This window comes from Pseudomonas sp. S2_B07 (genome assembly GCF_054668435.1).
Map to the genome: position 1 here is coordinate 560,977 of NZ_CP162769.1, position 24,004 is coordinate 584,980.

A 24,004-nucleotide genomic window follows, 5' to 3' on the forward strand; every position below is an offset into this window, starting at 1 on the left:
CGGATTCGGCGCTGCCCTGCCCTTAAATGCCAAAAGCATCGATAACAATAACAAGGTGGAGCCACCCATGATCGACATCCATTCAACCGATACCCAACGCTGCGAACGCATTCGGTCCAATCCGAAATTCCTTCAATTGGTGAGCAGCCGTTCGCGCCTGGCCTGGTCGCTGAGTGCTGCGGTGCTGGGCACTTACTACGCGTTCATGCTGGTGGTGGCGTTTGCCCCGCAGTGGCTGCATGCACCGCTCGCCGAGCATCGGATGTTGACCCTGGGCATGCCGGTTGGCGCGGCGATCATCATTTTTTCCTGGCTACTGACCGGTTGGTACGTCTACAGCGCCAACACGCGTTTCGATGCACTGGGTGCCGCCATTCTCGAGGAGAGCAAGTAATGACTCTTCTGCGTAAACTTCTCCTTGCCGCTGCCGGGCTATTGCCGGCCTCCGTCGTGCTGGCTGCACCCGCGCTGGGTGCGGTGGAAAAACAACCCCTCAACCTGCATGCGATCGGCATGTTCTTCGTCTTCGTGCTGGGCACGCTGGCCATCACCTGGTGGGCCGCGCGACAAACCAAATCCACCTCTGACTTCTACACCGCAGGCGGTGGCATTACCGGGTTCCAGAACGGTCTGGCGATTGCCGGCGACTACATGTCCGCCGCCACGCTGCTGGGGCTGTCCAGCCTGGTGTTCGCCAAGGGCTACGACGGCTTCATCTATACCATCGGTTTCTTCGTCGGCTGGCCGATCATCACCTTCCTGATGGCCGAGCGCTTGCGCAATCTGGGGCGCTACACCTTTGCCGACATCGTGTCCTATCGACTGGACCAGAACAAAGTGCGGATCTTCGCCGCGTTTGGTTCGTTGACGGTGGTGTGCTGCTACCTGATTGTGCAGATGGTCGGTGCCGGTCAGTTAATCAAATTGCTGTTCGGCCTCGACTACCCGGTTGCCGTGGTGATCGTCGGCGCGTTGATGCTGGTGTACGTGATTTTCGGCGGCATGATCGCCACCACCTGGGTGCAGATCATCAAGGCAGTGTTGCTGCTTGCCGGCGGCACGACCCTGGCGTTCATGGCCATGTCGCAATTCGGCTTCAGCTACGAAACCCTGGCCACCAAAGCCGTCGAAGCCCACGCCAGCGGCTGGAACATCATGGGCCCTGGCTCGATGCTCGCCGACCCGATCAACACCGCGTCGATGTCACTGGGCCTGGTGTTCGGGATTGCCGGTCTGCCGCACATCCTGATGCGTTTCTTCACCGTGCCTAACGCCAAGGAAGCGCGTAAGTCGGTGTTCTACGCCACCGGTTTCATCGGCTTCTTCTTCCTTGTTGTCTGCACCCTGGGTTTTGCCGCGATGGTCATCATCGGCACTGACCCGCAGTACTACGTCAATGGTGAAGTCGGCGGCGCCTTGATTGGCGGCGGCAACATGGTCGCCATGCACCTGGCCAAAGCCGTGGGCGGCAACCTGTTCTTCGGTTTCCTCTCGGCCGTGGCCTTCGCCACTATTCTGGCGGTGGTCTCAGGTCTGGCCCTGGCCGGTGCTTCGGCGATATCCCACGATCTCTATGCCACGGTGTTCAAGAAAGGCAAAGCCAGCCAGAAACAGGAAATGCGCGTGACCCGCATGGCCACTGTCGGCCTGGGCATCATCGCAATTCTGCTGGGCATTCTGTTCGAGAAGATGAACGTCGCGTTCCTGGTGGGCCTGACCTTCGGCATCGCTGCGTCGACCAACTTCCCGGTGCTGATCATGGCCATGTACTGGAAAGGCCTGACCACCAAAGGCGCAATCACCGGCGGTTTCGCCGGCCTGATCTGTGCGCTGGTGTTGGTGATCCTGTCGCCAGCCGTCTGGGTCACCGTGCTCGGCCATGCTCACGCGATCTTCCCGTACGACCACCCGGCGCTGTTCTCCATGCCGCTGGCGTTCTTCGTGATCGTCGTGGTGTCGAAACTCGACCGCAGCGTGCGCGCCGACAAGGAACGTGACGCTTACGCCGACCAATTCGTTCGCGCCCAGACCGGCCTCGGTGCCGCCAGCGCTTCCGCTCATTGATAGAAAGGGCACGGCCTGCTCTAGCGGCGCCGTGCCCATCGCACAACCTTTTGAGGTTCACGCTATGCCCGAATTCAACGCCCCGCTGCGCGACATGCGCTTTGTCTTGCATGAAGTATTCGACGCCCCGGCCCTGTGGGCACGCCTGCCAGCCCTGGCCGACAGCGTCGACGCCGCCACCGCTGACGCGATTCTTGAGGAGGCGGCCAAAGTCACCTCGCACCTGATTGCGCCATTGAATCGCAGCGGCGACGAGGAAGGCGCCCTGTGGGTCGATGGCCAGGTCAGCACGCCAATCGGTTTCAAACAGGCTTATGCCACCTACATCGAAGGCGGCTGGGTGGGTCTTTCCGGTAGCGCCGATTTCGGCGGCATGGGCATGCCGAAGATGCTCGCCGTGCAATTCGAAGAAATGCTCTATGGCGCCAACTCAAGCTTTGCACTCTATTCAGCGTTGAGTTCCGGTGCCTGCCTGGCGCTGGATGCCCACGCCAGCGACACCTTGAAAAAGCTCTACCTGCCGCCGATGTACGAAGGCCGCTGGGCCGGTTCCATGTGCCTGACCGAAGCCCACGCCGGCACCGATCTGGGGATCATCCGCACCCGCGCCGAACCTCAGGCCGACGGCAGCTTTAGCATCACCGGCAGCAAGATCTTTATCACCGGTGGCGATCAGGACCTGACCGAAAACATTGTCCACCTGGTGCTGGCCAAATTGCCGGACGCACCGGCGGGGCCGAAAGGCATCTCGCTGTTCGTCGTGCCCAAAGTGCTGGTCAATGCCGACGGTTCCCTCGGCGATGCCAACGCCGTAAGTTGCGGTTCGATCGAACACAAGATGGGTATCAAGGCTTCGGCCACCTGCGTGATGAACTTCGACGGCGCCAGCGGATGGCTGGTCGGTGAAGCCAACAAAGGCCTGGCGGCGATGTTCACCATGATGAACTACGAGCGCTTGTCCATCGGCATTCAAGGCATTGGCTGCGCGGAAGCGTCCTATCAGAGCGCTGTCACCTATGCACGCGAACGTGTGCAGAGCCGCGCGCCGACGGGTGCCATTGCTGCGGACAAAGTGGCCGACCCGATCATCGTTCACCCCGACGTGCGCCGCATGCTGCTGAGCATGAAAGCCATGACTGAAGGTGGCCGTGCGTTTGCCAGCTATGTCGGGCAGCAACTGGACCTGGCGAAGTTTTCCGATGACGCCAAGGAACGCGACAGCGCGCAAACCCTGGTTGCGCTACTCACCCCGGTGGCCAAGGCGTTCTTCACCGACACCGGCCTCGAAAGCTGCATCAACGGCCAGCAAGTGTTCGGCGGCCATGGCTACATCCGCGAATGGGGCCAGGAACAATTGGTCCGTGACGTGCGCATCGCGCAGATCTACGAAGGCACCAACGGCATTCAGGCCCTGGACCTGCTCGGACGCAAAGTGCTCGCCGACAAAGGCTTCGCGCTGCGCCAGTTCACCAGTGAGATTCGTCATTTCGCCGATCAGCCTGATGCGCCCTACTGCGCTCAACTGCTCGATGCCGTGCAGCGTCTGGAAGACCTGAGCGACTGGCTACAGGATCAGGCCGCGACCAACCGCAACGAAGTCGGCGCCGCTTCGGTGGAGTATTTGCACCTGTTCGGTTACGTCGCCTACGCCTGGCTTTGGGCGCGCATGGCACAGGTTGCCAAGCAAAAGCTGCCCGAAGACGAAGGGTTTTATGGCGCGAAAATCGCCACCGCCGACTTCTATATCCATCGCCTGCTGCCACGCATTTTGAGTCTGGAGCAATCCATTCGCGCGGGCAGTGCCTCCTTGTTTGGCCTTTGCGCCGAACAGTTCTAACGATTGAACCGCACGCGGCGCCACGCTCCTCTCTTTTGGCGTTCGCGTTTTTTATTGATAAGCCCTCGCCCACCTGGCGAGGGCCGCGGGACCTGTCTTTCCATAATAAAAATAAAGGGGCTTCACCATGGACCGCAACACCCGCATCCTCGCTACCCGACTGTTGCTATCCGGCGGCGTCATCAGCCTCTCGGCCCCCGCCGCTGCTGACTTTGTCAAAGACAGCAAGGCCAGCCTTGAGCTGCGCAACTTCTATTTCAACCGTGACTATCGCCAGGACAACGCTGCGCAATCCAAACAAGAGGAATGGGCACAGGGTTTCCTGCTGCGCTATGAATCGGGATTCACCGAAGGGTTGATTGGCGTGGGATTCGATGCGATCGGACTGGTCGGCGTCAAGCTCGATTCCAGCCCTGATCGGGCAGGCTCCGGCCTGCTAAAACGCCACCGCGACACGAGCCAAGGTGCGCAGGACGAGTATGGCGAACTGGGGCTGACCGCCAAAGTGCGCGCCTCAAAAAGTACGCTGAAACTCGGTACGTTGCTGCCGAAACTGCCGACGGTACTGGCCAACGATTCACGGCTGTTGCCACAAACCTTCAAGGGCGGTCAGTTGACCTCGCTGGAACTCGAAGGCTTGACCGTGGATGCCGGGCGACTGACGCAGGTCAATCAGCGCGACTCCTCGAACTACGAGGACATGGGCATCACCCGCACTGGCGCCAAGGGCATCACCACACGTCATGTCGATAGCGACAGCTTCGATTTCGCCAGCCTGAACTACAAATGGACCAGCAACCTCGCCACCGGCTACAGCTACGGTCACCTCGACAACTTCTACAGCCAGCACCTGGTCAACCTGACCTACGTGTTGCCGGTCACAACCGGCCAGTCGCTGAAGACGGATCTGCGCTTCGCCCGCTCCACGGACGATGGTGGCAGTAATGTCGATAACAATGCCATTGGCGCGATGTTCACCTACAACCTTGGCGGGCATGCGTTGGGCCTGGGCTATCAAGGCATGAGCGGCGACACTGGCTACGCCTACATCAACGGCACCGACGCCTTCCTGGTGAACTTCGTGCAAATCGGCGACTTCGCCAGCAAGGACGAAAAGTCCTGGCAGGCGCGCTACGACTACAACTTTGCAGCCATCGGCGTTCCGGGCCTGACCTTCATGACCCGCTACCTCACCGGCGATAATATCGATCTGGGTGGCAACCGCCCGGAAGGCAAGGAATGGGAACGTGATACCGACATCGGTTATGTCGTGCAGAGCGGGCCGCTGAAGAATGTCGGCGTGAAATGGCGTAATGCGACAGTTCGCTCGACCAACTTTGGCAACGATCTGGATGAAAACCGCCTGATCGTCAGCTACACCTTGCCGATCTGGTAAGCCGATTCAATTTCTCTGAGGGGGGCACGCTACCGGCGGGCTCCCCTTTTACGACTTGGGAATCTTCGATGTGCTGGAGGGCCTCATCGCGGGCAAGCCCGCTCCCACAGGGTTCTTCTTTGAATGCAGAATTTGTGAACAACAGAGAATACTGTGGGAGCGGGCTTGCCCGCGATGGCGGCCTGAAGACCACCAATGTAGGTTAAGATGCCTACAAACCAGGCCCGCCGCGAGACGCCCCGCATGACTGATACCTCCCCCCGCCTGATCAAGAAGTACCCCAATCGCCGACTGTATGACACCCACACCAGCAGTCATTTAACACTGGCGGACATACGGCAATTGGTGGTCGACAAAATTGCCTTTCAGGTGGTCGATGCCAAGAGCGGCGAGGACTTGACGCGCAGCATCCTGCTGCAAGTGATTCTGGAAGCTGAAAGCGGCGGTGAGCCGATCTTCACTACCGAAATGCTGATGGGGATTATCCAGTTCTACGGCCCTTACCAGGGTGTACTCGGCAGTTACCTGGACAAGAGCATTCAGACCGTAATCGACGTTCAGTCGCAGACCGGCGCGCAGTCGTCCGAAGCCTGGAGCGACTTCATGCATCAACAGGCCCCGGTGATGCAGGACCTGATGCGCCAGTATGTCGACCAGTCCAAGGCGTTGTACCTCAATACCCAGAACCTGTTTGGCATGTTCGGCGGTAAGCCCGGCACCGATAACGGGCCGAAAAAAATGGCGATGGGGAATAAACCCATCGCCATTGGTGCCGCTTGCTTGACGTGACTTACTTGTTACCGCTGGTAGCCTTGGCGCTTGCTTCCGGGGCCGCTTTGGTGGCCGCGGCAGTCGCTGCGTCGAAATTGCTCTGAGCCACATCGGCAGCCTGTTTTACGGCTTTCTGTGCGCTTTCGAACACGGTACCGGCATTCGCCAGGCTCGACTTGAACGCTGCCACAACGGGTTCGGAGCCGGCCGGTGCATTCTTGCCGATGGTTTCAACGAACTCTTGCACCTGTTGGGTGCCCGCTTCGACCTGACTCGAAGTCAATTTGGCGATGTCCGACTGAGTACCGACGATCAGTGCTTGAACCTGACGATTGAACTCGGCCAGACGTTCGGCCTGCGCGCTCGGCTGGGTGAAAGAAGCCTGCAGATCGGCGAAACCTTGTGGATCACGGACGGCCAGCAGCTTGCGAACGCCTTCGAAGTGCTCTTCGGTGGAGTCGCGCAGTGCCTTGAACTGCAACTGGCTGAGCTGTTCAACGCTGGCGAAGACTTTGCCGCTGATTTGCTGCAAAAGATCGAGGTTGGCTTTCTGAGCGGTTTGCAGTTTTTCCGTATTGAAAAAAGACATGCTTGAATCTCCTGGTACTGGAAGGCCCTGATGGGCCTGAGGACGCGATAGCGATCCGGCCAGTCATCGCGCTAGCCTTGATATTGCAGTGCACAAAACCATTTGGCAACGCCTATTTTTGTGCAGTGCAAAATATACTTTGCTAAAGCCCTCATTATACGCTGTAGACTCCTGCTCATCGAACGGCCAGGCTAGCGCTCTTTAACCAAAGGGTTCAGACGGGCCGGTCCCCATGCACCGCGTCAGGAGATTACGATGGGTCAGGAATTAAATATTGCGCTGCAAGATGAAAAATTCTCCGAACGCGCTGGCTTGTTCGAACACCTCAATCATCTGCAACGCCTTAATACCCGCAACGTCCTCGACGCCGTACAGAAGCGCCAGGCAAAAACCTTCGCGCCTTTAAGCCTTGGGCAACTCCGGCAGCCAACGCCTGCTGACTGGCAGGAATACTTCACGGACCTTGGCCAACGCAGCGTGTTGTTCTGGGATACCTTGCGTCAGCGCGGCGACAACACCCTGGCCCACGAACGCGCCGGGTATCCGCTGCTGCTCAAGTTCAATCATGAAACGCTGGTCGCCGGGGAAGCCCTGCCCCGCCCGGTCAACTATTCGTTGTTGCAAATCCTCGGCGGCCCGGGGCAACCGATCGACAGTAAGAAACAGCCCGTGATCATCATTGACCCTCGCGGCGGTCACGGCTCGGGCATCGGCGGTTTCAAACAGGATTCGGTCATCGGCGAGAGCCTGAGAGCCGGCCACCCCACCTATTTCATCTCCTTCAGTCACTCGCCTCGCCCAGGGCAAACCCTTGCCGATATCACAGACGCCCAAGCGAAGTTCATCGAGGTCGTCAGCGCCCGCCATCCCGACAGCGCCAACCCCGTGCTGATTGGCAATTGCCAGGCCGGTTGGGCATTGATGGGGCTGGCGGCTACCCGACCGGAGCTGCCGGGGTTGATCATCGTCAATGGTGCGCCGTTATCGTATTGGGCCGGTGTCAATGGCTGCAATCCGATGCGCTACACCGGTGGTTTGCTAGGCGGTGGCTGGATGGCACGCCTCGGTAGCGACCTCGGTAATGGCCGTTTCGACGGTACCTGGCTGGTCAGCAACTTCGAAAGCCTGGACCCGGCCAATACGTATTGGGGCAAGTACTACCACCTGTTCAGTGAAGTCGACAGCGAGGCCGCACGCTTTCTGGATTTCGAACGCTGGTGGGGCAGCCCGACCCTGCTCAATGGCGAAGAGATCGAGATGATTGTCGACGACCTGTTCATCGGCAATCGGCTGTCTGGTGGCCTCGGTCGCAAGAGCACCGGGCTTGACCTCAAGCTGATCGAAGCGCCGGTGGTGGTGTTCTGTTCGTATGGCGACAACATCACCTCCCCGCAGCAGGCACTGGACTGGATCACCGACGTCTATCCCAGCGATCTCGCGTTGCAAAATGCCGGGCGCACCATCGTGTACCTGCGACACGCGAGCATCGGTCACCTGGGCATCTTCGTGTCCGGTGAAGTGGCGCGGCGTGAACACCGTGAATTGCTCGGTGCGGTCGATGCGATCAATGCGCTGTCGGCCGGGCTGTATGAGATGCTGATCGAAGACCTGCCGGAGAATTCGGCGACGCCGTATGCCGTGCGTTTCGAACGCCGACGGATCGCCGACATCCATGGCCAGGTGCAGCCGCCCCGTGATGACGATCGAGAATTTGCGTTGGTCCAGCGCGCGTCCACAATCAACAATGGCGTGTACGACGAATTCATACGCCCGTGGTTGCGCCAGCTGATCAACGAACCGAGCGCCGAAATGCTGCGCCGGACCCACCCTTTCCATCAGCAGCAAGTGGCCTGGAGCAGTTTGAACCCGGCGCTGTGGTGGCTGGCAGGCAGTGCCGCTCAGGTGAACAAGGATCGTCACCCCGCCAGCCAGAACAACCCGTTGCTGGTCTGGCAGGAACTGTTTTCCAACCAGGTGCAGGACGCCTTGAACGGCTATCGAGACCTGCGTGATGCAGCACAGGAAATGTGTTTCTACGGCGTATATGGCGTACTCAATAGCCTCGCCGGCAATGCGCCTGGGCGAGATCTGCAGGCGCACGCCGAGCAGCACGACAAGGTCTTGATCGATCGTCTTCAGGACGCGCTACCCCTGGGCGGTCTGATGGAAGCCTTGGTACGGATCCTGTTTCTGCTGGACCGCGACAGCGACGAGCCTGGCAAGGAAATCGTCGAACGGTTGATCCAGCAATTGCAGGTATTGCTCCAGGACTACAGTGCCCAGCCGTTGGACCTGCGCGAAACGTTGCGCCTGCAAAAACTGCTGGTCGCCACTCACCCGCAAGAAAGCCTTAACAGCCTGTCCTTGATGCTTGTCGAGGTTGAGGAACGCCAACAAGTGCTGGCGGCCGTCGCCAATTTGTTGCCGGAACTGTTGATCAGCGGCACCCATAACGCGTTATGGTGTGAACTGCACGCACTGCTCGACGTCCCGCTGCCTGGTTTCATCCTGACCCAGCCAGCCGCTGAAGCCGATGTCATCGCAGCACCGGTCCCGGTCATGACGCCTGAGCCGATCGTGCAGATACTCGCCGCGGAGCCCCCACAACCGACGCCCGTCGCCAAGGTCAAGAATCCGGTACGCCCCCCTGCCAAGGGCAAAAAAGGCGCGAAGAAACCGCCGGTGACATAACGCTGAGTGGTTGGCGAGAAGCGCGTCAGACGGGCGCGGCTTCTTCCATCTCGAACGACTCGTCAGCCCGATACTGGCCCGGGGTCATGCCAAACCATCGGCTGCACGCTTTGTTGAAGCTGCTGTGGTCATGAAAACCAAGGAGGTACGCGACATGCTTCATGTTGAAGTGAGAATGGCGCAGGTAGAAATCGGCCAATTGCCGGCGCACAGCGTTCTGCACGTCCTTGAATTGCGTCCCGTCTTTTTCCAGGGCCCGTTGCAGCGTGCGCTTACTGATGTTCAAGGCGGCAGCGATCGATTCCATGTCGCATTGCCCCTGTCCATGGCTCAATCGCTCGGTAATCAGCGCCCGAATCCTGCCGGTAATAGACAAGCCGAACAGCAGATCCAATTGCGTCTCGGCAAAACTGTCATGCAATACCGCTAAGGCCTCATTGGCCATACTCAATGGTCGCAGCAGCTCCTGCCCGTCAAACAGAATGCTGTCGTAGGCCGAACCAAAAGTCAGGTCGCAATCAAAAAGCCGTTGATGCACGGAAATGTCTTTCGGTTCGGGGTAACTGAACTCGACGCTCAAGGGTTGCGGTAACTTGCCACCGCCCAGCCAACGGCAGAAGCCGAGCAAAGAAGCCAACCCGGCATCGGCATACTGACGGGGCTTGATGGAACCGGACTGTTGATGATCGAGCGAGGCGAGCCGGTAATGCTGCTGCTCCGGAACAAAAAACAGACTGAACCCGTTACCGATCAATGGGCTGAAGCGCACCAGGCGCTCCAGCGCCCGTTTGAGGTTGAGGCTCGACATCATGGTGTAACCGACGATTTGAAAACTGCCCGGATGAAAGTGCCCGTAGGCCTTCAAGCCGATGTCCGGATCACCGCTGGCCTGGGCGGCCAGTTGCCACAACCGATAGATCACCCTTCGCTCGCAAAGCGCCCCGGGCGTGTTCGCGATCTGCATGTCCAGTCCGGCTTCCCGACACAGGCTGGCAACATCCAGTCCTTCGGCCGAAAGCGTATTGACCAACACGTTGGCATAGCCTGAACTCATTCTGTACATGGGGTCCTCACTGACCTGTGGAACCGGACATCCTGTCCGGAGCCATGACTGATCTACGTTGAATCAAAGAGTAACCGACCGTTCAATGCCAAGAATTGATCCCGGTACCGGTAAAGGTCATTGACTGCCAGTGATCCGAAAACACCTGCATGGCACCTATGGACACCAGACAGTCACCTCCCAACACTTCCGCACACCCCGCCAATACCGAACAATCTTCCCATCTTGCAGCGCAAAAAATAAAAGGGAAGCAATCTATGAAGTCGCTTGGTCGTATTGCGTTGGTCACCGGTGGTATGGGTGGGATTGGTACGGCAATCAGCCGACGCCTGTACACCGAGGGATTCAAGGTCATTGTGGGTTGCAGCGCTGATTCAGCCCGCAAGAACGATTGGATCGCCGCTCAATTGGTAGCGGGTTATCAGTTCGAATGCATCTATGGCGACATCACCGATTGGGAATCAACGCGAAAGGCCTTTGAGGGCGCGCGGGAGCAATTCGGACCGGTCGATGTGCTGGTCAACAACGCCGGAATCACTCGCGATGCCTCCTTTCGCAAACTCACCCCCGAAGACTGGAACGCCGTGATCGGCACTAATCTCAGCGGCTTGTTCAACACCACCAAGCAAGTGATCGAAGGGATGTTGGCCAAGGGATGGGGACGGGTCATCAACATCTCCTCGATCAACGGTCAGCGTGGCCAGTTCGGCCAGACCAATTACAGCGCGGCCAAAGCCGGCATCCATGGTTTCACCATGGCACTGGCCCGGGAAGTGTCCGGCAAGGGCGTGACCGTCAACACCGTTTCGCCAGGCTACATCCAGACCAGCATGACCGCGGCCATCCGCCCGGACATTCTCGACACCATGATTGCGTCCACACCGGTCGGGCGCCTCGGTCAACCCGAAGAAATCGCCTCGATCGTGGCCTGGCTGGCGTCCGGCGAGTCGGGTTACAGCACGGGTGCCGACTTCTCGGTCAACGGCGGCATGAACATGCAGTAGACCTGTGGGCATGGCCCCCAGCTCTCGCTCGATGCTAAAGACTCAAAACTGCCTGCGTGCTTGCTGACGCGGTGCCGAAGTCCGGCGCCGCTGTTTTTTTTCTGCCCGTTTTACGTATATGGGCAAGGAGTTCCATGGACAACAACGCACACACCTTCAACACCTACTGGTCAGGCCAGGTTCCGTTCATTGCATCCTTTGCAGTGCAACAATTACGTGTGTGGGTCAGCACTAATCCGTGGTTTGACGGCCAGGAGTACAACGAGTGGTTCGAGCTGCCGCGCGATGTCCTGGACAGCCTTCAGTCGGACTATCAGCTGCAATGGAGCGACCTCGGCCACCGTATGTTGACCGGTCAGCCCTTCGCCTTTGAAGACCGCCGTTTCGCCAGCGGAAACTGGAGTGATCCCCTGTTCGGCTCACTCGCCGCGTTTTACCTGCTCAACGCCGCTTTTCTGCTGAAACTGCTCGACAAGCTGCCGATCAAGGACAAGAAGCCGCGCCAGCGCTTGCTCTACCTGGTGGAACAAGCCATCGCTGCCGGCGCCCCCAGCAACTTTCTGGCGAGTAATCCCGATGCGCTGCAACGGGTCGTCGACACCCAAGGCAGCAGCCTCCTCACCGGCATGCTGCACCTGGCCAGCGACTTGCAAGAAGGCAAGATGCGCCACTGCGACAGCGGCGCGTTCAAGGTAGGCGTCGATGTGGCCAATACCCCCGGCGACGTAGTGTTCGAGAACGCACTGTTCCAGCTGATTCAGTACTACCCGCAAAGCGAAACCCAGTACCGGCGCCCGGTTTTTGTCGTACCGCCCGCCATCAACAAGTTCTACATACTCGACCTGCGACCGGACAACTCGATGGTTGCCCATCTGTTGAAACAAGGGCATCCGGTGTTTCTGATGTCGTGGCGCAACTTCGACCAGGAACACGCAGGCACCACCTGGGATGATCTGATCGAAACCGGCATCATCAAAGGCTTGCAGGTCACCCGCGAAATCAGCGGCGAGCAACGTCCCAACTGCGTGGGTTTCTGCATCGGCGGCACACTGTTGAGTACGGCGCTGGCAGTACTGGCGGCGCGCGGGGACAAAGAGGTCGGCAGCATAAGCCTGTTGACCACATTCCTCGATTACCTCGACACCGGCCCCATCGACATCTTCGTCGACGAACAACTGGTGGCCTACCGCGAGCGCACCATCGGCGGCGTGAATGGCCCCCTCGGCCTGTTCAAGGGCGAGGACATGGGCAATACCTTCTCGCTATTGCGTCCCAACGATTTGTGGTGGAACTACAACGTCGACAAATACCTCAAGGGCCAGAAGCCGATGGCTCTGGACCTGCTGTTCTGGAACAACGACAGCACCAACCTGCCTGGGCCGATGTATTGCTGGTACCTGCGCCACACCTATTTGCAGAACGACTTGAAGTCAGGCGAGCTGGACTGTTGCGGGGTCAAGCTGGACCTGCGCGCCATTGATGCGCCCGCCTATATCCTCGCCACCCATGACGATCACATCGTGCCGTGGAGAAGTGCCTATGCCAGCACCGAGCTGCTCTGCGGGACCAAGCGCTTTGTGCTCGGCGCCTCGGGGCATATCGCCGGGGTGATCAATCCACCGGCGAAGGAAAAACGTCACTACTGGACCAATAACCGACTCTCCAAAAACCCCGAAACCTGGTTCATGAACGCGCAGCAGCATTCCGGCAGCTGGTGGAATGACTGGTTCGCCTGGCTCGACGAACATGCCGGTGAGCGCCAGCCGTCGGTGCTGCACACCGGGAATGCGCAATACCCGGCGCTGGAGTCGGCACCCGGGCGATATGTGATGCAATAAGCCACGAGCCTGTTCGGCGCCTCGCAAGCCCGCTCAGCAAAAAAATGGCGGAAGGCAGCCGGAGTCGAACCTGCCCGGGAACGGATGCCGTCCCCAACCGGGTTTGAAGCCCGGCCGCGCCACCGGGCGCGATTGCCTTCCTTGAACTCAGTGGTGGTCTTTTTGCGCCAAGGCACTGTCGAGACGGATCTGGCGTTTGTCGCCCAGGCGTCGAGTCAGGCCGATGCGGTCAAAGTACTCCAGAATCTGAATGCTGCGCTTGCGGCCCAGGCCGACCACATCGCGAAACGCCGCGACCTGAATCACCGGGTCGTGCTCGGCCAGTTGCAACAGCATAGCCGCCAATCGACGGATCATCGCGTCGGTGTAGAACAGGTCCCGCACCACTTGATGCAGCAACCCCAGCCGCGCCATTTTGCGCAACAGCAGGCGCACGCTCGCCTCGTCATGCCCCAGTTGACGCACCCATGGCGGATCGAAAGCGGCCTGTTCAAACAACGGTTGCAAGCGCTGCCACAGGGCCTCGTCTTCTTCACTCAGGCGCACTTGATGACCGGGTAAATGCAGCCAGGGTCCGCTGGTGGCGATAGCGCCGCTGGCGAGTAAATCGTCGAGCAGACGGAGGAAGGTCGGGCGTTCCAGCGTGGTGGCGGTGAAGCGACGCAAGCGATCACGGTCCGGGCCCATTTGATCCGGCTCAAGTTCATGAAAGCGTGCGAGGTGTTCCAGCAAAGGGGCCTTCAGGGCTTCCCAGCGGGCCGAACTGAACAGCAGCGGACCTTGGCGGGTCTCGATCAAGCGCACGTCATCGGGTAACACCCAAGTCCCGCGCGGACGGTTGAACTGGCGCTCCAGTTGCCGTGGATCGAGGCCGCTGTCGCTGTTGGCCAACAAGGCCGGCAGGAGTTCCTCCAGCGAATGGCGGGTGGCGAGCGCCTGAAGTTGCGCCAGTCGTTCGGGGCTGCGACGGTGTCGGGTCGGGGCAAACGGATCAAGCACCCGACCACCGCCGAGGGTACGCTGGGCGCTCTGATCCCGCAGGATCAACGGATCGCCTTTCACCGCGTGCACCGGGGCATTCAGCAGGATTTGCGCAAACATCCGCCCGCCCGGCGCGAGGTTCGCACCTTCCAGCAACGCCACCCGCCCCGTCACGTCTTGAGTGCCAAGGTGAACATGCACCGGTTGAAAATGTTCGAAGGCTTTGGCTTCGCTGGCCAACAAACGCAGCTTGATGTCCAGTCGTTGAGTCGGCGCAGATAGCCACTCCGCCAGCAACCATTGACCACGGTGGATGTGCTCCAGCGCCAGGCGCTCTGCACTCAGGTTCAATGCCACGCGTTGGCCGGCAACCGCGGTGTTCGCCGCCTGATTCTGCGCATGCAAACCGCGCACTCGAACAGGTTTGCCCAATGGACTCAACACCAGTGTGTCGCCCACCGTCACTTGCCCCGACAACGCCGTACCCGTCACCACAATACCGGCGCCGGCGACGCTGAAGGCGCGATCAATCGCCAGACGAAAACCGCCGTCGGTACTGCGTTGATGCACGTCACGCTGTGCGTCGAGCAGTGCCTGACGCAGCGTCTCGACACCTTCCCCGCTCACACTCGACAGCGCGATTTGCGGCGCATCGGCATAGGGGCCGGGCGCCAATAGCGTGGTCATCTGCTCATGGACGACTTGCACCCTGGCTGGCTCGACCCGGTCGCACTTGGTGATCGCCACCAGCGCCCGGGGAATGCCCAGCAGTTCAACAATCGCCAGGTGTTCGCGGGTCTGCGGCATGACGCCGTCATCCGCCGCGACCACCAGCACCACCAGATCAATGCCCTGCGCCCCGGCCAGCATATTGTGGGTGAAACGTTCGTGACCGGGCACGTCGATGAACCCGGTCAATTCCGCGCCCGGTTCCAGCGCGGCATACAGGTAGCCAAGATCAATCGTCATGCCGCGTTCACGTTCTTCCCGGCGCCGGTCACCGGCCTGCCCGGTCAACGCCTGCAACAGCGCAGTCTTACCGTGATCGATGTGCCCTGCGGTGCCGACGATCACCCTGCCCGTCCCTCGACGGCTAACTGATTGAGTTGCTCCAGCCATGCAACTTCATCGTCCAGTTGGCGCAGATCCAGCCACAGCGCGTCGTCGTCGATGCGGCCCAGTACCGGAATGGCCAACTGACGGAACGCGGCTTCCAGCCCCAGCAACTGCCGGCCGCGCAGACGTTTGGACACGTTAGGCCGCAGGCACAACGCGGCACTCGGCAAGCGCGCCACCGGTTGGCTGCCGCTGCCGATCATGCCCAGCGCCGGCAGCGCACTGACGCTCCAGCCTTCACCCAAAACGTGGGCCAGCGACGGTTGCAGCCGTTCGGCTTGCGCGAGGATGTCGGCGTGCGGGCGAGTCAGCAGGCGCAGGCTCGGCAGGCGTTCGGCCAGGCGATCCGGGTCGCGGTACAACCCCAGCACCGCTTCGAGCGCGGCCAGGGTCAGTTTGTCGACCCGCAGCGCACGCTTGAGTGGGTTCTTCTTGATCTTCGCAATCAGGTCCTTGCGCCCGACAATCAACCCCGCCTGCGGGCCACCCAACAATTTGTCGCCGCTGAAAGTGACGATGTCCGCGCCATCGAGCAGCGCCTGGCGCACCGTCGGTTCGGCGGGCAGGCCCCAGCGGGTCAGGTCCAGCAGGCTGCCGCTGCCAAGGTCTTCCAGCAGCGGTAATCCATGACGGTGTGCCAACTGCGCAAGTTCGGCGGTCGGCACCCGTGCGGTGAATCCTTCGATACTGTAGTTGCTCGCGTGCACGCGCATCACCAGACCGCTGCGCGGGCCGATGGCCGCCTCGTAATCACCGGCATGGGTGCGGTTAGTGGTGCCGACTTCATGCAGGCGAACCCCGGCCCGCGCCATGATGTCGGGAATGCGGAACGCGCCGCCGATTTCAATCAGCTCGCCCCGGGAAATGATCCCTTCCTTGCGCGCGCCTAAACTGTTGAGCGTCAGCAGCACCGCTGCCGCGTTGTTGTTGACCACGGTCACCGCTTCGGCGCCGGTGAGTTCGCGGATCAGGCCTTCGATCAGGTCATCACGGTCGCCACGTTTGCCGCTGCTCAAATCAAATTCAAGATTGAGCGGATAACGTGCGGCCATTCGCACGGCTTCGATGGCGACATCCGGGAGCAGCGCTCTGCCTAGATTGGTGTGCAGCACCGTGCCGGTCAGGTTGAACACCCGGCGCACATGACTTTGGTGATGCCGGGCCAGACGCTCACCGGCCCGCCCCGCCAAGACCTGCGGGCTTATTTCCACGGCATCGAGTTGCCCGGTCAGCACCGGTTCGCGCAAGTCATCGAGCAATTGCCGCAGGCTCCCCAGCAGCGCGTCACGCCCATAACGCTCGGCCAGGGGTTGGCAGGCGGGATGGCGCAACAGACTGTCGATGGAAGGCAGCCGCAAGGTTTGACTGGCGGAAGGTGAAGGCATCAGGCGCTCCTGGAAACGATAGACCGTCGCGCCTGAGTGTAGCCGTTGAGTGTTCAGTCGCCTCCGGGGGCCAGCAGCAGGTTCGGCGCGGGACGCAGGTAGCCTTCCTGTTCCAGGCGCATGTCGAGCATCAGGCTGCTCAAGTCTGCCGACAGCGCTTCCGCTTCTGCGTCGTTTTCCAGGTAGAGCTGTTTCAGGTAACTGCGACAGCCGGGGCAGGTTTCGGCGCGCAATGGCGCTTGATTGGCAGCGTGGCGGTCGTCATCGAGGCTGACGTATTCCAGGCCTTTGCTCTGCTCGCAATACACGCACTTGACCCGCACCACGTGCCATTCGCAGGCGCACAAGGAGCACACCAGATAACGCAAACCGTTGTGTTTACCGCGATGGCGAATCACCCCGGCCATCGCCGGTGAACCGCAGGCCGGGCATTGATTGAGGCTGTCGCCGGGTTTCAGCGCGAGGTCCGGCGTGCTCAGCAGCCAATGACTCCAGGCCGCTTGCAACGCGGCGCCAAGAAACGGCACCAGCCCCGCGGGCAACAGCGTGAACTGGCCGCTGACCAACGCCACCGCCCAGGCCTTGCGTTGCCCGGCGTCGGTACTGCGCAACGTCGCCAGGGCTTTCGCTACCGCCGGTTGCGGCGCTGGCGGGCAGTGCTGCAACAAGGCGTCAAGGTACGGCAACCAATGGCCCTCGCGCACCAATGTGTCGGCGGCCAACGGTGGCAGGCCGTGCGCCTGGCAGACCTTGATGCGTTCAGGATCAGGCAAGGTGGTGACTGGCGGAGCGTCGATCAGGCGCTGCTGCACATGACACAAACCGGCCACCAGACGCAGGTAATCGGCCAGCGGATGCCCTTCGGCCAATCGTTCCAGCCTCAAGGCACGCAAGGTGAACAGGTTGTGCGGCGGCAGGTACAGAAACGGCGGTGAACTCGCCGCCGCTTCAATCTCTCCAGGTTCAAGAATCGTCGCCAAGGGCTTATCCTTTTTTGCTGATCGGCGGATCGGGGTGTTCGTCGCGCGTCACTTCGCGGTACCAGAGTTCATGGTGTTTTTTTGCCCAGGCGCGGCTGACCCAGCCATGCACCATGGCGCTGACCGAGCCCTTGATCCAGATACCGGCGTAGATGTGGATGATGATGCTCAACACCAGCACAAACCCCGCCAACGCGTGCAGCAGCATGGCCCAGCGAATCGCAGTGATGCCGAAATAATCGCTGAAATACGCGCGCCAGATGACCAGTCCGGTCAACAACAGCGCAAGCATGCAGGCCAACAAGGTCCAAAACAGGAGCTTCTGTCCGGGGTTGTACTTGCCAATGGGCGGCACGCCCTCCTCCTCGTTTTGAATCACCCTGTCGATCCGCTTGAGCCACAAGCCGTCATTGCGGATGAAGAAGTTGGCCCGCCAGAAGCGAAACACCAACCCGAGGAACAGCACGAACATCACCACGCCCATGAAGGGATGCAGGATGCGCGTCCACGGGCCACCACCAAACAGGTTGCTGAGCCAGAACAGCGCCGGATGAAACAGCGCCAGCCCGGACAATGCGGCCATGAAAAACAGGATCGCCACCAGCCAATGATTGGTGCGCTGGCCAGCGGTGTAGCGCAGGATCTGTTTGCGGATCATGGTCTGTCCTCCCCGCGCGGATCAAAGGTATGCACCGATGGATCGACTTCGTGCACCGCGTTGTCCTTGAGCGGCGGCAACTCATCCTCCTCCACCACCTGCGGCCCGGTGCGCACGTAATGGAAGAACCCGGCCAGCACCGCCAGGCCCATCGCGAGCAAGCCCAAGGGTTTGCTCACGCCTTTCCACAGCCCCACCAACGGACTGATCGCCGGGTCTTTCGCCAGCCCGGCGTACAGTTGCGGCGTGTCGGCGTGGTGCAGCACGTACATCACGTGAGTACCGCCGACACCGGCCGGGTCGTAGAGGCCAGCGTTTTCAAAACCACGGCTTTTAAGATCAACGATCCGTTCGGCCGCATGTTCCTTCATGTCTTCCTTGGTACCGAAGACGATGGCGCCGGTCGGGCAGGTTTTCACGCAGGCCGGTTCCAGTCCGACTTCAACCCGGTCCGAACACAAGGTGCATTTGTACGCCTTGTGATCCTTTTGCGAGATCCGTGGAATGTTGAACGGGCAACCGGTGATGCAATAGCCGCAGCCGATGCAGTGGTCCTGGTCGAAATCGACTATGCCGTTGGCGTGTTTGATGATCGCGCCGGGGCTGGGGCACGCCGCCAGGCAACCGGGTTCGGCGCAATGCATGCAGCCGTCCTTGCGGATCAGCCATTCAAGGTTGCCGGCGTCGGTTTCATGCTCGGTGAAGCGCATCAGGGTCCAGGTTTCTGCGCTCAAATCCTGCGGATTGTCGTAGGTGCCGAGGTTGTGGCCGACGTCGTCGCGCAGCTCGTTCCATTCAGAACAAGCCACCTGACACGCCTTGCAGCCAATGCACTTGGTGGTGTCGATCAGCTTGGCCACTTCCTCCTGATTGCGCACCGAAGGCGGGACAGTCGTGGTGGCCGAACGGGCAATGATGTCTTGGCTGGCCATCTAGACTTTCTCCACGTTGACCAGGAATGACTTGGATTCCGGGGTCTGTGTGTTGCCATCGCCGAGGAACGGCACCAGGGTGTTGGTCAGGTAACCGTGACGCGTGAGCCCGGTAAACCCCCAGTGCAGCGGGATACCGATCTGGTGCACCACTTGGCCGTTGACCTGCAACGGACGAATCCGCTTGGTCACCACCGCTACCGCTTCGATGTGCCCGCGCTTGCTGCTGACCCGCACACGGTCGCCGGCGACGATGCCTTTTTCCTTGGCCAGCACTTCGCCGATTTCGACAAACTGCTCCGGTTGGGCAATCGCGTTGAGCTTGCAGTGCTTGCTCCAGAAGTGGAAATGCTCGGTCAAGCGGTAACTGGTGGCCGCGTACGGGTAATCCTTGGCCACGCCGAGAGAATCCCACACCGAATCGAAGATCCGCGCCGCCGGGTTGCTGGTGGCTTTTTTGTTGGTCGGGTGCAGCGGGTTGATGCCGATCGGCGTTTCGAACGGCTCGTAGTGTTCGGGGAACGGGCCTTCGTTCATCTTGTCGACGGCGAAGAACCGCGCCACGCCTTCGGGGTTCATGATGAACGGATTCATCCCTGCTTCCGGTGGCACGTCGGCCTTGTAGTCGGGCACGTCGGTGCCGCCCCAGACCTTGCCGTTCCACCACACCAGGCGTTTTTTCGGGTCCCAGGGCTTGCCTTGTGGATCGGCCGAGGCGCGGTTGTAGAGAATCCGCCGGTTCGCTGGCCAGGCCCACGCCCAGCCTTGGTGCTGGTGCATGCCATACGGATCGCTGTTGTCGCGCCGGGCCATCTGGTTGCCGGTTTCGGTCCAGCTGCCACAGAAAATCCAGCAACCGGACGCGGTGCTGCCGTCGTCCTTGAGCTGGCTGAACGCGGCCAGTTGCGCATTGCCCTTGATCGCCGCGCCCGTGGCATCGGTGAAGTCAGTGGTGGCGTAGCCGTTGATTTCCTTGGCCAGTTCTTCCGGTGAAGGTTCGTCGGGGACCTTGTACTGCCACGACAGTTTCAGGATCGGATCGGGATAGGCGCCGCCCTTCGCTTCATAACGCTGACGCAGGCGCAGGAACAGTTCGGCCATGATCCGGATGTCGGTTTGTGCTTCACCCGGCCCGTCGGCACCTTTCCAGTGCCATTGCAGCCAACGACTGCTGTTGACCAGCGAGCCGTCCTCCTCGGCAAAACAGGTGGTGGGCAGGCGAATCACTTCGGTCTGGATGTCGGCACTCTTGACATCGTTGTACGGCCCGACATTGCGCCAGAACTCCGAGGTTTCGGTGGACAGCGGGTCCATCACCACCAGCCATTTCAACTTGGCCAGCGCCGCCATCACCCGGTTTTTGTCAGGCAACGCCGCGATGGGGTTGAAGCCCTGGCACATGTAGCCATTGACCTTGCCCTGGCCCATCAAGTCGAACACTTTGAGGATGTCGTAGTTGGGAATGTCCAGTTTCGGCAGGTAGTCGTACGCCCAATTGTTCTCAGCCGAGGCGTTACCGCCATACCAGGCTTTCATCAGGCTGACGTGGAACTTGCTGTAGTTCTGCCAGTAGGACAGTTGCCCCGGACGCAACGGTTTTTGCGTGCGTTTGGTGATGTAGGCGGCGTATTCCTGCTCGGCGTCGGTCGGCAAGGTGAGGTAACCCGGCAGCGAGTTGGACAGCAAGCCAAGGTCAGTCAGGCCCTGAATGTTGGAGTGTCCGCGCAAGGCGTTCACGCCACCGCCGGGCATGCCGACATTGCCCAGCAGCAATTGCACCATTGCCGCGCTGCGGATGATCTGCGAGCCGATCGAGTGCTGGGTCCAGCCCAATGCATACAGGATGGTCATAGTCTTGCCCGGCACCGAGCACGTGGCGATCTCATCCCAGATTTTTTGCATGGCATCGACCGGCATCCCGCAAATCTGGCTCGCCAGGTCGATGTTATAGCGACTGTAATGCTGCTTCATCAGTTGATAGACGCAGCGTGGGTCTTGCAGGGTCGGGTCGACCCTGGCAAAGCCGTCCTCACCGAGTTCATAGCCCCAGCCGGATTTATCGGTGTAGCTGCGCTTGGCCACGTCGTAACCGCTGAAGATCCCGTCCTCGAAGCCATAACCGGCTTTGACGATGAACGACACGTCGGTGTAGTTGCGCACGTATTCGTGCTGGATCTTGTCCTCGGTCAGCAGGTAATTGATCAGCCCGCCCATGAAGGCGATGTCGGTGCCGGTGCGAATCGGCGCGTAATAGTCGGCCACCGAGGCCGTACGGGTGAATCGCGGGTCGACCACGATCAGCCGCGCCTTGTTGTGCGCCTTGGCTTCTGTCACCCATTTGAAACCGCACGGGTGCGCTTCTGCTGCGTTGCCGCCCATCACCAGAACCAGATTCGCGTTGGCGATATCGGTCCAGGTATTGGTCATGGCACCACGGCCGTACGTCGGGGCAAGACTTGCCACCGTCGGGCCGTGTCAGACACGCGCCTGGTTATCAAACCCCAGCATGCCGAGACTGCGAATGACCTTGTGGGTGAGGTAGCCCGCTTCGTTCGATGCCGCTGAGGCGGCGAGGAAACCGGTGGTCAGCCAGCGGTTCACCGTTTGGCCTTGGGCATTCTTCTCGATGAAGTTGGCGTCGCGGTCGGCCTTCATCAGGTCGGTGACGCGGTCCAGCGCTTCATCCCAGGAGATGCGCGTCCACTCGCTGCTGCCGGGCTTGCGCACCTGCGGGTATTGCAGGCGACCGGGGCTGTGAATGAAATCCAGCAGGCCCGCGCCTTTGGGGCACAGGGTGCCGCGGTTGACCGGGTGGTCGGCGTCACCTTCGATGTGGATGATGCTTTGCGCGACATTCTTGGCCGTATCGCCCTGGCTGTACATGATCAAGCCGCAACCGACCGAGCAATACGGGCAGGTGTTGCGGGTTTCATGGGTGGCGGCAAGCTTGAAGTGACGCACCTGCTCGGCAAAGGCCAGCGTCGGGGTCATGCCCAACGCGCCCAGGCTCGAGCCTGCAAGGCCGATACCAGCGACCTTGAAGAACTGACGACGGCTGAGGTCCATCGTGCACTCCTGATCAGGTGGAAATCCGGGACGTTGCCGGACTTTTCAATCAATCACGGTGACGGCAGTCGGGCTGCCGACACTAGAAACTCTAGACAACGCCGACGCGCCCGGTGTGAAAACCGACCGTCGGGCACGCCGGGACATCAGCCAAACCACAAAACCTGTAGGAGCCGAGCTTGCTCGCGATAGCGGTGTATCAGCCCCCCTCAATGCCGACTGTAGCGGCCTCATCGCGAGCAAGCTCGCTCCCACAGGGATTGGCGATTATCATGGCGACCATTACCAGCCCGTAGTTACGAGACCGCGCATGACTTTCGATTTTGATCAGGTGTTCGACCGCCATAACACCGGTAGCACCAAATGGAGCCGCTACCCGGCCGACGTGCTGCCGATGTGGGTGGCCGACATGGATTTTGCCGCGCCGCCGATGATCATCCGGGCCCTGCAAAAACGCCTGGAACACCCGATGGTCGGCTACAGCGTGGCCCCGGATGACCTGCGCGACGCCATCGTCGCCGACCTCTGGAACAAATACGCCTGGCGTGTCGAGCCGCAAGAGCTGATCTTCCTGCCGGGGGTCGAGTCGGGTTTCAACATGGCCCTGAAAGCGCTGGTCCAGCCGCCCCAGAACGTTGTGGTGCAAGTGCCTAACTATCCGCCGCTGCGTCACGCGCCGGGGCATTGGGGCCTGAACAAGGTCGAGCTGAATTTCGATGCGCAGGCGGACGGCACCTACACCACACCGCTCTCCACCCTCAAACAATCGCTGCAAGGTGGCGGCGCCTTGCTGCTGAGCAACCCGCACAACCCGCTGGGCAAAGCCTTCCCGCGCGAAGAGCTGCAAGCGATTGCCGACATCTGCCTGGAACAGGGTGCCTGGATCATCTCGGACGAGATCCACGCCGAGCTGTGTTTCGACGGACGCAAGCATGTGCCGATGGCGACCCTGAGCGCGGACATTGCCCGGCGCACGATCACGCTGATGTCAGCAAGCAAGGCCTACAACATCGCCGGCCTGAAAACCTCGTTCATGATCATTCAGGACCGCGCCCTGCGCGAGAAGGTCAACCACGCCCGTTGCGGCATGGTCGACAGCGTCAACCCGCTGGGCCTGGAAGCCACCCGCGTCGCCTACAGCGAAGCCGGGCCGTGGCTGGCGGAACTGAGCGCGTACCTGCAAAGCAACCGCGATTACCTGGTCGACGCCGTTCGCACCCGCCTGCCGGGCGTCACCATGAACGTGCCGCAAAGCACCTACCTGGCGTGGCTCGATTGCTCGGCGCTGGGCCTGGACAACCCGCAGCAGTTCTTCCTCGAGCAAGCCAAAGTCGGTTTGAGCCCGGGCCTGGACTTCGGCGATGACGCAGGGCAGTTCGTGCGTCTGAACTTCGGTTGCCCACGGGCGTTGCTCGAAGAAGGTATCGCGCGGATGGAGCGCAGCTTGCGTAATCGCAGGACCTGACCCACACCACATTTCCCTTGTAAGAGTGAGCCTGCTCGCGATAGCTGAGAGTCAGTCGACATAAATGCTGACGGGTGTACCGCTATCGCAAGCAGGCTCACTCCTACAGGGGGATGTGTGGGGAATTTGGAATTGTCGGCACCTCAAATCCAACCGAACTCAAGACAA

At 60.5% G+C, this 24,004-nt stretch carries 17 protein-coding genes and 1 tRNA gene; 9 read left to right on the top strand and 9 right to left on the bottom strand.

The window, feature by feature from the left end:
- The first annotated feature begins 67 nt into the window (after window positions 1-67).
- The 5 genes from AB4N43_RS02660 (at window position 68) to phaR (ending at window position 6,086) form a co-directional block, all read left to right on the top strand.
- Window positions 68-394, top strand: a complete 327-nt coding sequence (locus AB4N43_RS02660; RefSeq protein ID WP_008146418.1) for a DUF485 domain-containing protein — start codon at window positions 68-70, stop codon at window positions 392-394.
- The gene (locus AB4N43_RS02665; RefSeq protein ID WP_027923180.1) at window positions 394-2,064 is read left to right on the top strand and encodes a cation acetate symporter; all 1,671 of its coding nucleotides are present in this window, start codon (window positions 394-396) and stop codon (window positions 2,062-2,064) included. Before AB4N43_RS02660 ends, AB4N43_RS02665 begins: the two co-directional genes overlap by 1 nt.
- 64 nt (window positions 2,065-2,128) lie before the next feature.
- Window positions 2,129-3,901 carry an acyl-CoA dehydrogenase C-terminal domain-containing protein gene (locus AB4N43_RS02670; RefSeq protein WP_460153079.1) on the top strand — a complete coding sequence of 591 codons (1,773 nt, stop codon included), beginning with the start codon at window positions 2,129-2,131 and terminating at the stop codon, window positions 3,899-3,901.
- Window positions 3,902-4,028: 127 nt separating this feature from the next.
- Window positions 4,029-5,297 (top strand): OprD family porin, encoded by a 1,269-nt coding sequence (locus AB4N43_RS02675; RefSeq protein ID WP_059182961.1) that lies wholly within the window; start codon window positions 4,029-4,031, stop codon window positions 5,295-5,297.
- A gap of 243 nt (window positions 5,298-5,540) precedes the next feature.
- Window positions 5,541-6,086, top strand: a complete 546-nt coding sequence (gene phaR, locus AB4N43_RS02680; protein ID WP_460153081.1) for a polyhydroxyalkanoate synthesis repressor PhaR — start codon at window positions 5,541-5,543, stop codon at window positions 6,084-6,086.
- Window position 6,087: 1 nt separating this feature from the next.
- Here the strand turns inward: phaR and phaP are convergent, their stop codons facing one another.
- Window positions 6,088-6,657 (bottom strand): TIGR01841 family phasin, encoded by a 570-nt coding sequence (gene phaP / locus AB4N43_RS02685; protein WP_027923184.1) that lies wholly within the window; start codon window positions 6,655-6,657, stop codon window positions 6,088-6,090.
- Between the two features lie 255 nt (window positions 6,658-6,912).
- Between phaP and AB4N43_RS02690 the strand changes: the two genes are divergently transcribed.
- Window positions 6,913-9,348, top strand: a complete 2,436-nt coding sequence (locus tag AB4N43_RS02690; protein WP_059182962.1) for a DUF3141 domain-containing protein — start codon at window positions 6,913-6,915, stop codon at window positions 9,346-9,348.
- 25 nt (window positions 9,349-9,373) lie between these two features.
- Here the strand turns inward: AB4N43_RS02690 and AB4N43_RS02695 are convergent, their stop codons facing one another.
- Window positions 9,374-10,411 carry an AraC family transcriptional regulator gene (locus AB4N43_RS02695; RefSeq protein ID WP_059182963.1) on the bottom strand — a complete coding sequence of 346 codons (1,038 nt, stop codon included), beginning with the start codon at window positions 10,409-10,411 and terminating at the stop codon, window positions 9,374-9,376.
- A 257-nt stretch (window positions 10,412-10,668) separates the two neighbouring features.
- Between AB4N43_RS02695 and phbB the strand changes: the two genes are divergently transcribed.
- Window positions 10,669-11,415, top strand: a complete 747-nt coding sequence (phbB, locus tag AB4N43_RS02700; protein WP_027923187.1) for an acetoacetyl-CoA reductase — start codon at window positions 10,669-10,671, stop codon at window positions 11,413-11,415.
- A gap of 134 nt (window positions 11,416-11,549) precedes the next feature.
- Window positions 11,550-13,253 carry a class I poly(R)-hydroxyalkanoic acid synthase gene (gene phaC, locus AB4N43_RS02705; protein ID WP_460153084.1) on the top strand — a complete coding sequence of 568 codons (1,704 nt, stop codon included), beginning with the start codon at window positions 11,550-11,552 and terminating at the stop codon, window positions 13,251-13,253.
- 45 nt (window positions 13,254-13,298) lie between these two features.
- On the opposite strand, the gene AB4N43_RS02710 is transcribed toward phaC, so the two are convergent.
- The 7 genes from AB4N43_RS02710 to fdnG all read right to left on the bottom strand — a co-directional run bounded on the left by AB4N43_RS02710 (window position 13,299) and on the right by fdnG (window position 22,371).
- Window positions 13,299-13,394, bottom strand: a tRNA-Sec gene (locus AB4N43_RS02710).
- Between the two features lie 6 nt (window positions 13,395-13,400).
- The gene (gene selB / locus AB4N43_RS02715) at window positions 13,401-15,308 is read right to left on the bottom strand and encodes a selenocysteine-specific translation elongation factor (protein ID WP_460153086.1); all 1,908 of its coding nucleotides are present in this window, start codon (window positions 15,306-15,308) and stop codon (window positions 13,401-13,403) included.
- A complete protein-coding gene (gene selA, locus AB4N43_RS02720) occupies window positions 15,305-16,735 on the bottom strand; it encodes an L-seryl-tRNA(Sec) selenium transferase (protein WP_460153088.1) in 1,431 nt (476 codons plus the stop codon). Before selA ends, selB begins: the two co-directional genes overlap by 4 nt.
- A gap of 53 nt (window positions 16,736-16,788) precedes the next feature.
- Entirely contained in the window at window positions 16,789-17,715 is a 927-nt protein-coding gene (gene fdhE, locus AB4N43_RS02725; RefSeq protein WP_410921543.1) for a formate dehydrogenase accessory protein FdhE, read from the bottom strand.
- 4 nt (window positions 17,716-17,719) lie between these two features.
- Window positions 17,720-18,373, bottom strand: a complete 654-nt coding sequence (locus tag AB4N43_RS02730; RefSeq protein WP_027923192.1) for a formate dehydrogenase subunit gamma — start codon at window positions 18,371-18,373, stop codon at window positions 17,720-17,722.
- Entirely contained in the window at window positions 18,370-19,305 is a 936-nt protein-coding gene (fdxH, locus tag AB4N43_RS02735; RefSeq protein ID WP_059182968.1) for a formate dehydrogenase subunit beta, read from the bottom strand. The genes AB4N43_RS02730 and fdxH overlap by 4 nt, the downstream gene beginning before the upstream one ends.
- Window positions 19,306-22,371, bottom strand: a complete 3,066-nt coding sequence (gene fdnG / locus AB4N43_RS02740) for a formate dehydrogenase-N subunit alpha (RefSeq protein WP_460153091.1) — start codon at window positions 22,369-22,371, stop codon at window positions 19,306-19,308.
- A 310-nt stretch (window positions 22,372-22,681) separates the two neighbouring features.
- Between fdnG and AB4N43_RS02745 the strand changes: the two genes are divergently transcribed.
- Complete coding sequence (locus tag AB4N43_RS02745) at window positions 22,682-23,836, top strand: MalY/PatB family protein (RefSeq protein ID WP_059182971.1); 1,155 nt, start codon at window positions 22,682-22,684, stop codon at window positions 23,834-23,836.
- The last annotated feature ends 168 nt before the right edge of the window (window positions 23,837-24,004 follow it).

What these genes read in the sequence shown, in the direction of transcription:
- selA (WP_460153088.1), bottom strand. Translation starts at nt 16,735, where the DNA reads ATGCCTTCACCTTCCGCCAGTCAAACCTTGCGGCTGCCTTCCATCGAC.
- AB4N43_RS02665 (WP_027923180.1), top strand. Translation starts at nt 394, where the DNA reads ATGACTCTTCTGCGTAAACTTCTCCTTGCCGCTGCCGGGCTATTGCCG.
- phaP (WP_027923184.1), bottom strand. Translation starts at nt 6,657, where the DNA reads ATGTCTTTTTTCAATACGGAAAAACTGCAAACCGCTCAGAAAGCCAAC.
- phaR (WP_460153081.1), top strand. Translation starts at nt 5,541, where the DNA reads ATGACTGATACCTCCCCCCGCCTGATCAAGAAGTACCCCAATCGCCGA.
- AB4N43_RS02745 (WP_059182971.1), top strand. Translation starts at nt 22,682, where the DNA reads ATGACTTTCGATTTTGATCAGGTGTTCGACCGCCATAACACCGGTAGC.
- AB4N43_RS02690 (WP_059182962.1), top strand. Translation starts at nt 6,913, where the DNA reads ATGGGTCAGGAATTAAATATTGCGCTGCAAGATGAAAAATTCTCCGAA.
- AB4N43_RS02660 (WP_008146418.1), top strand. Translation starts at nt 68, where the DNA reads ATGATCGACATCCATTCAACCGATACCCAACGCTGCGAACGCATTCGG.
- fdxH (WP_059182968.1), bottom strand. Translation starts at nt 19,305, where the DNA reads ATGGCCAGCCAAGACATCATTGCCCGTTCGGCCACCACGACTGTCCCG.
- AB4N43_RS02670 (WP_460153079.1), top strand. Translation starts at nt 2,129, where the DNA reads ATGCCCGAATTCAACGCCCCGCTGCGCGACATGCGCTTTGTCTTGCAT.
- AB4N43_RS02695 (WP_059182963.1), bottom strand. Translation starts at nt 10,411, where the DNA reads ATGTACAGAATGAGTTCAGGCTATGCCAACGTGTTGGTCAATACGCTT.
- phaC (WP_460153084.1), top strand. Translation starts at nt 11,550, where the DNA reads ATGGACAACAACGCACACACCTTCAACACCTACTGGTCAGGCCAGGTT.
- AB4N43_RS02730 (WP_027923192.1), bottom strand. Translation starts at nt 18,373, where the DNA reads ATGATCCGCAAACAGATCCTGCGCTACACCGCTGGCCAGCGCACCAAT.
- phbB (WP_027923187.1), top strand. Translation starts at nt 10,669, where the DNA reads ATGAAGTCGCTTGGTCGTATTGCGTTGGTCACCGGTGGTATGGGTGGG.
- AB4N43_RS02675 (WP_059182961.1), top strand. Translation starts at nt 4,029, where the DNA reads ATGGACCGCAACACCCGCATCCTCGCTACCCGACTGTTGCTATCCGGC.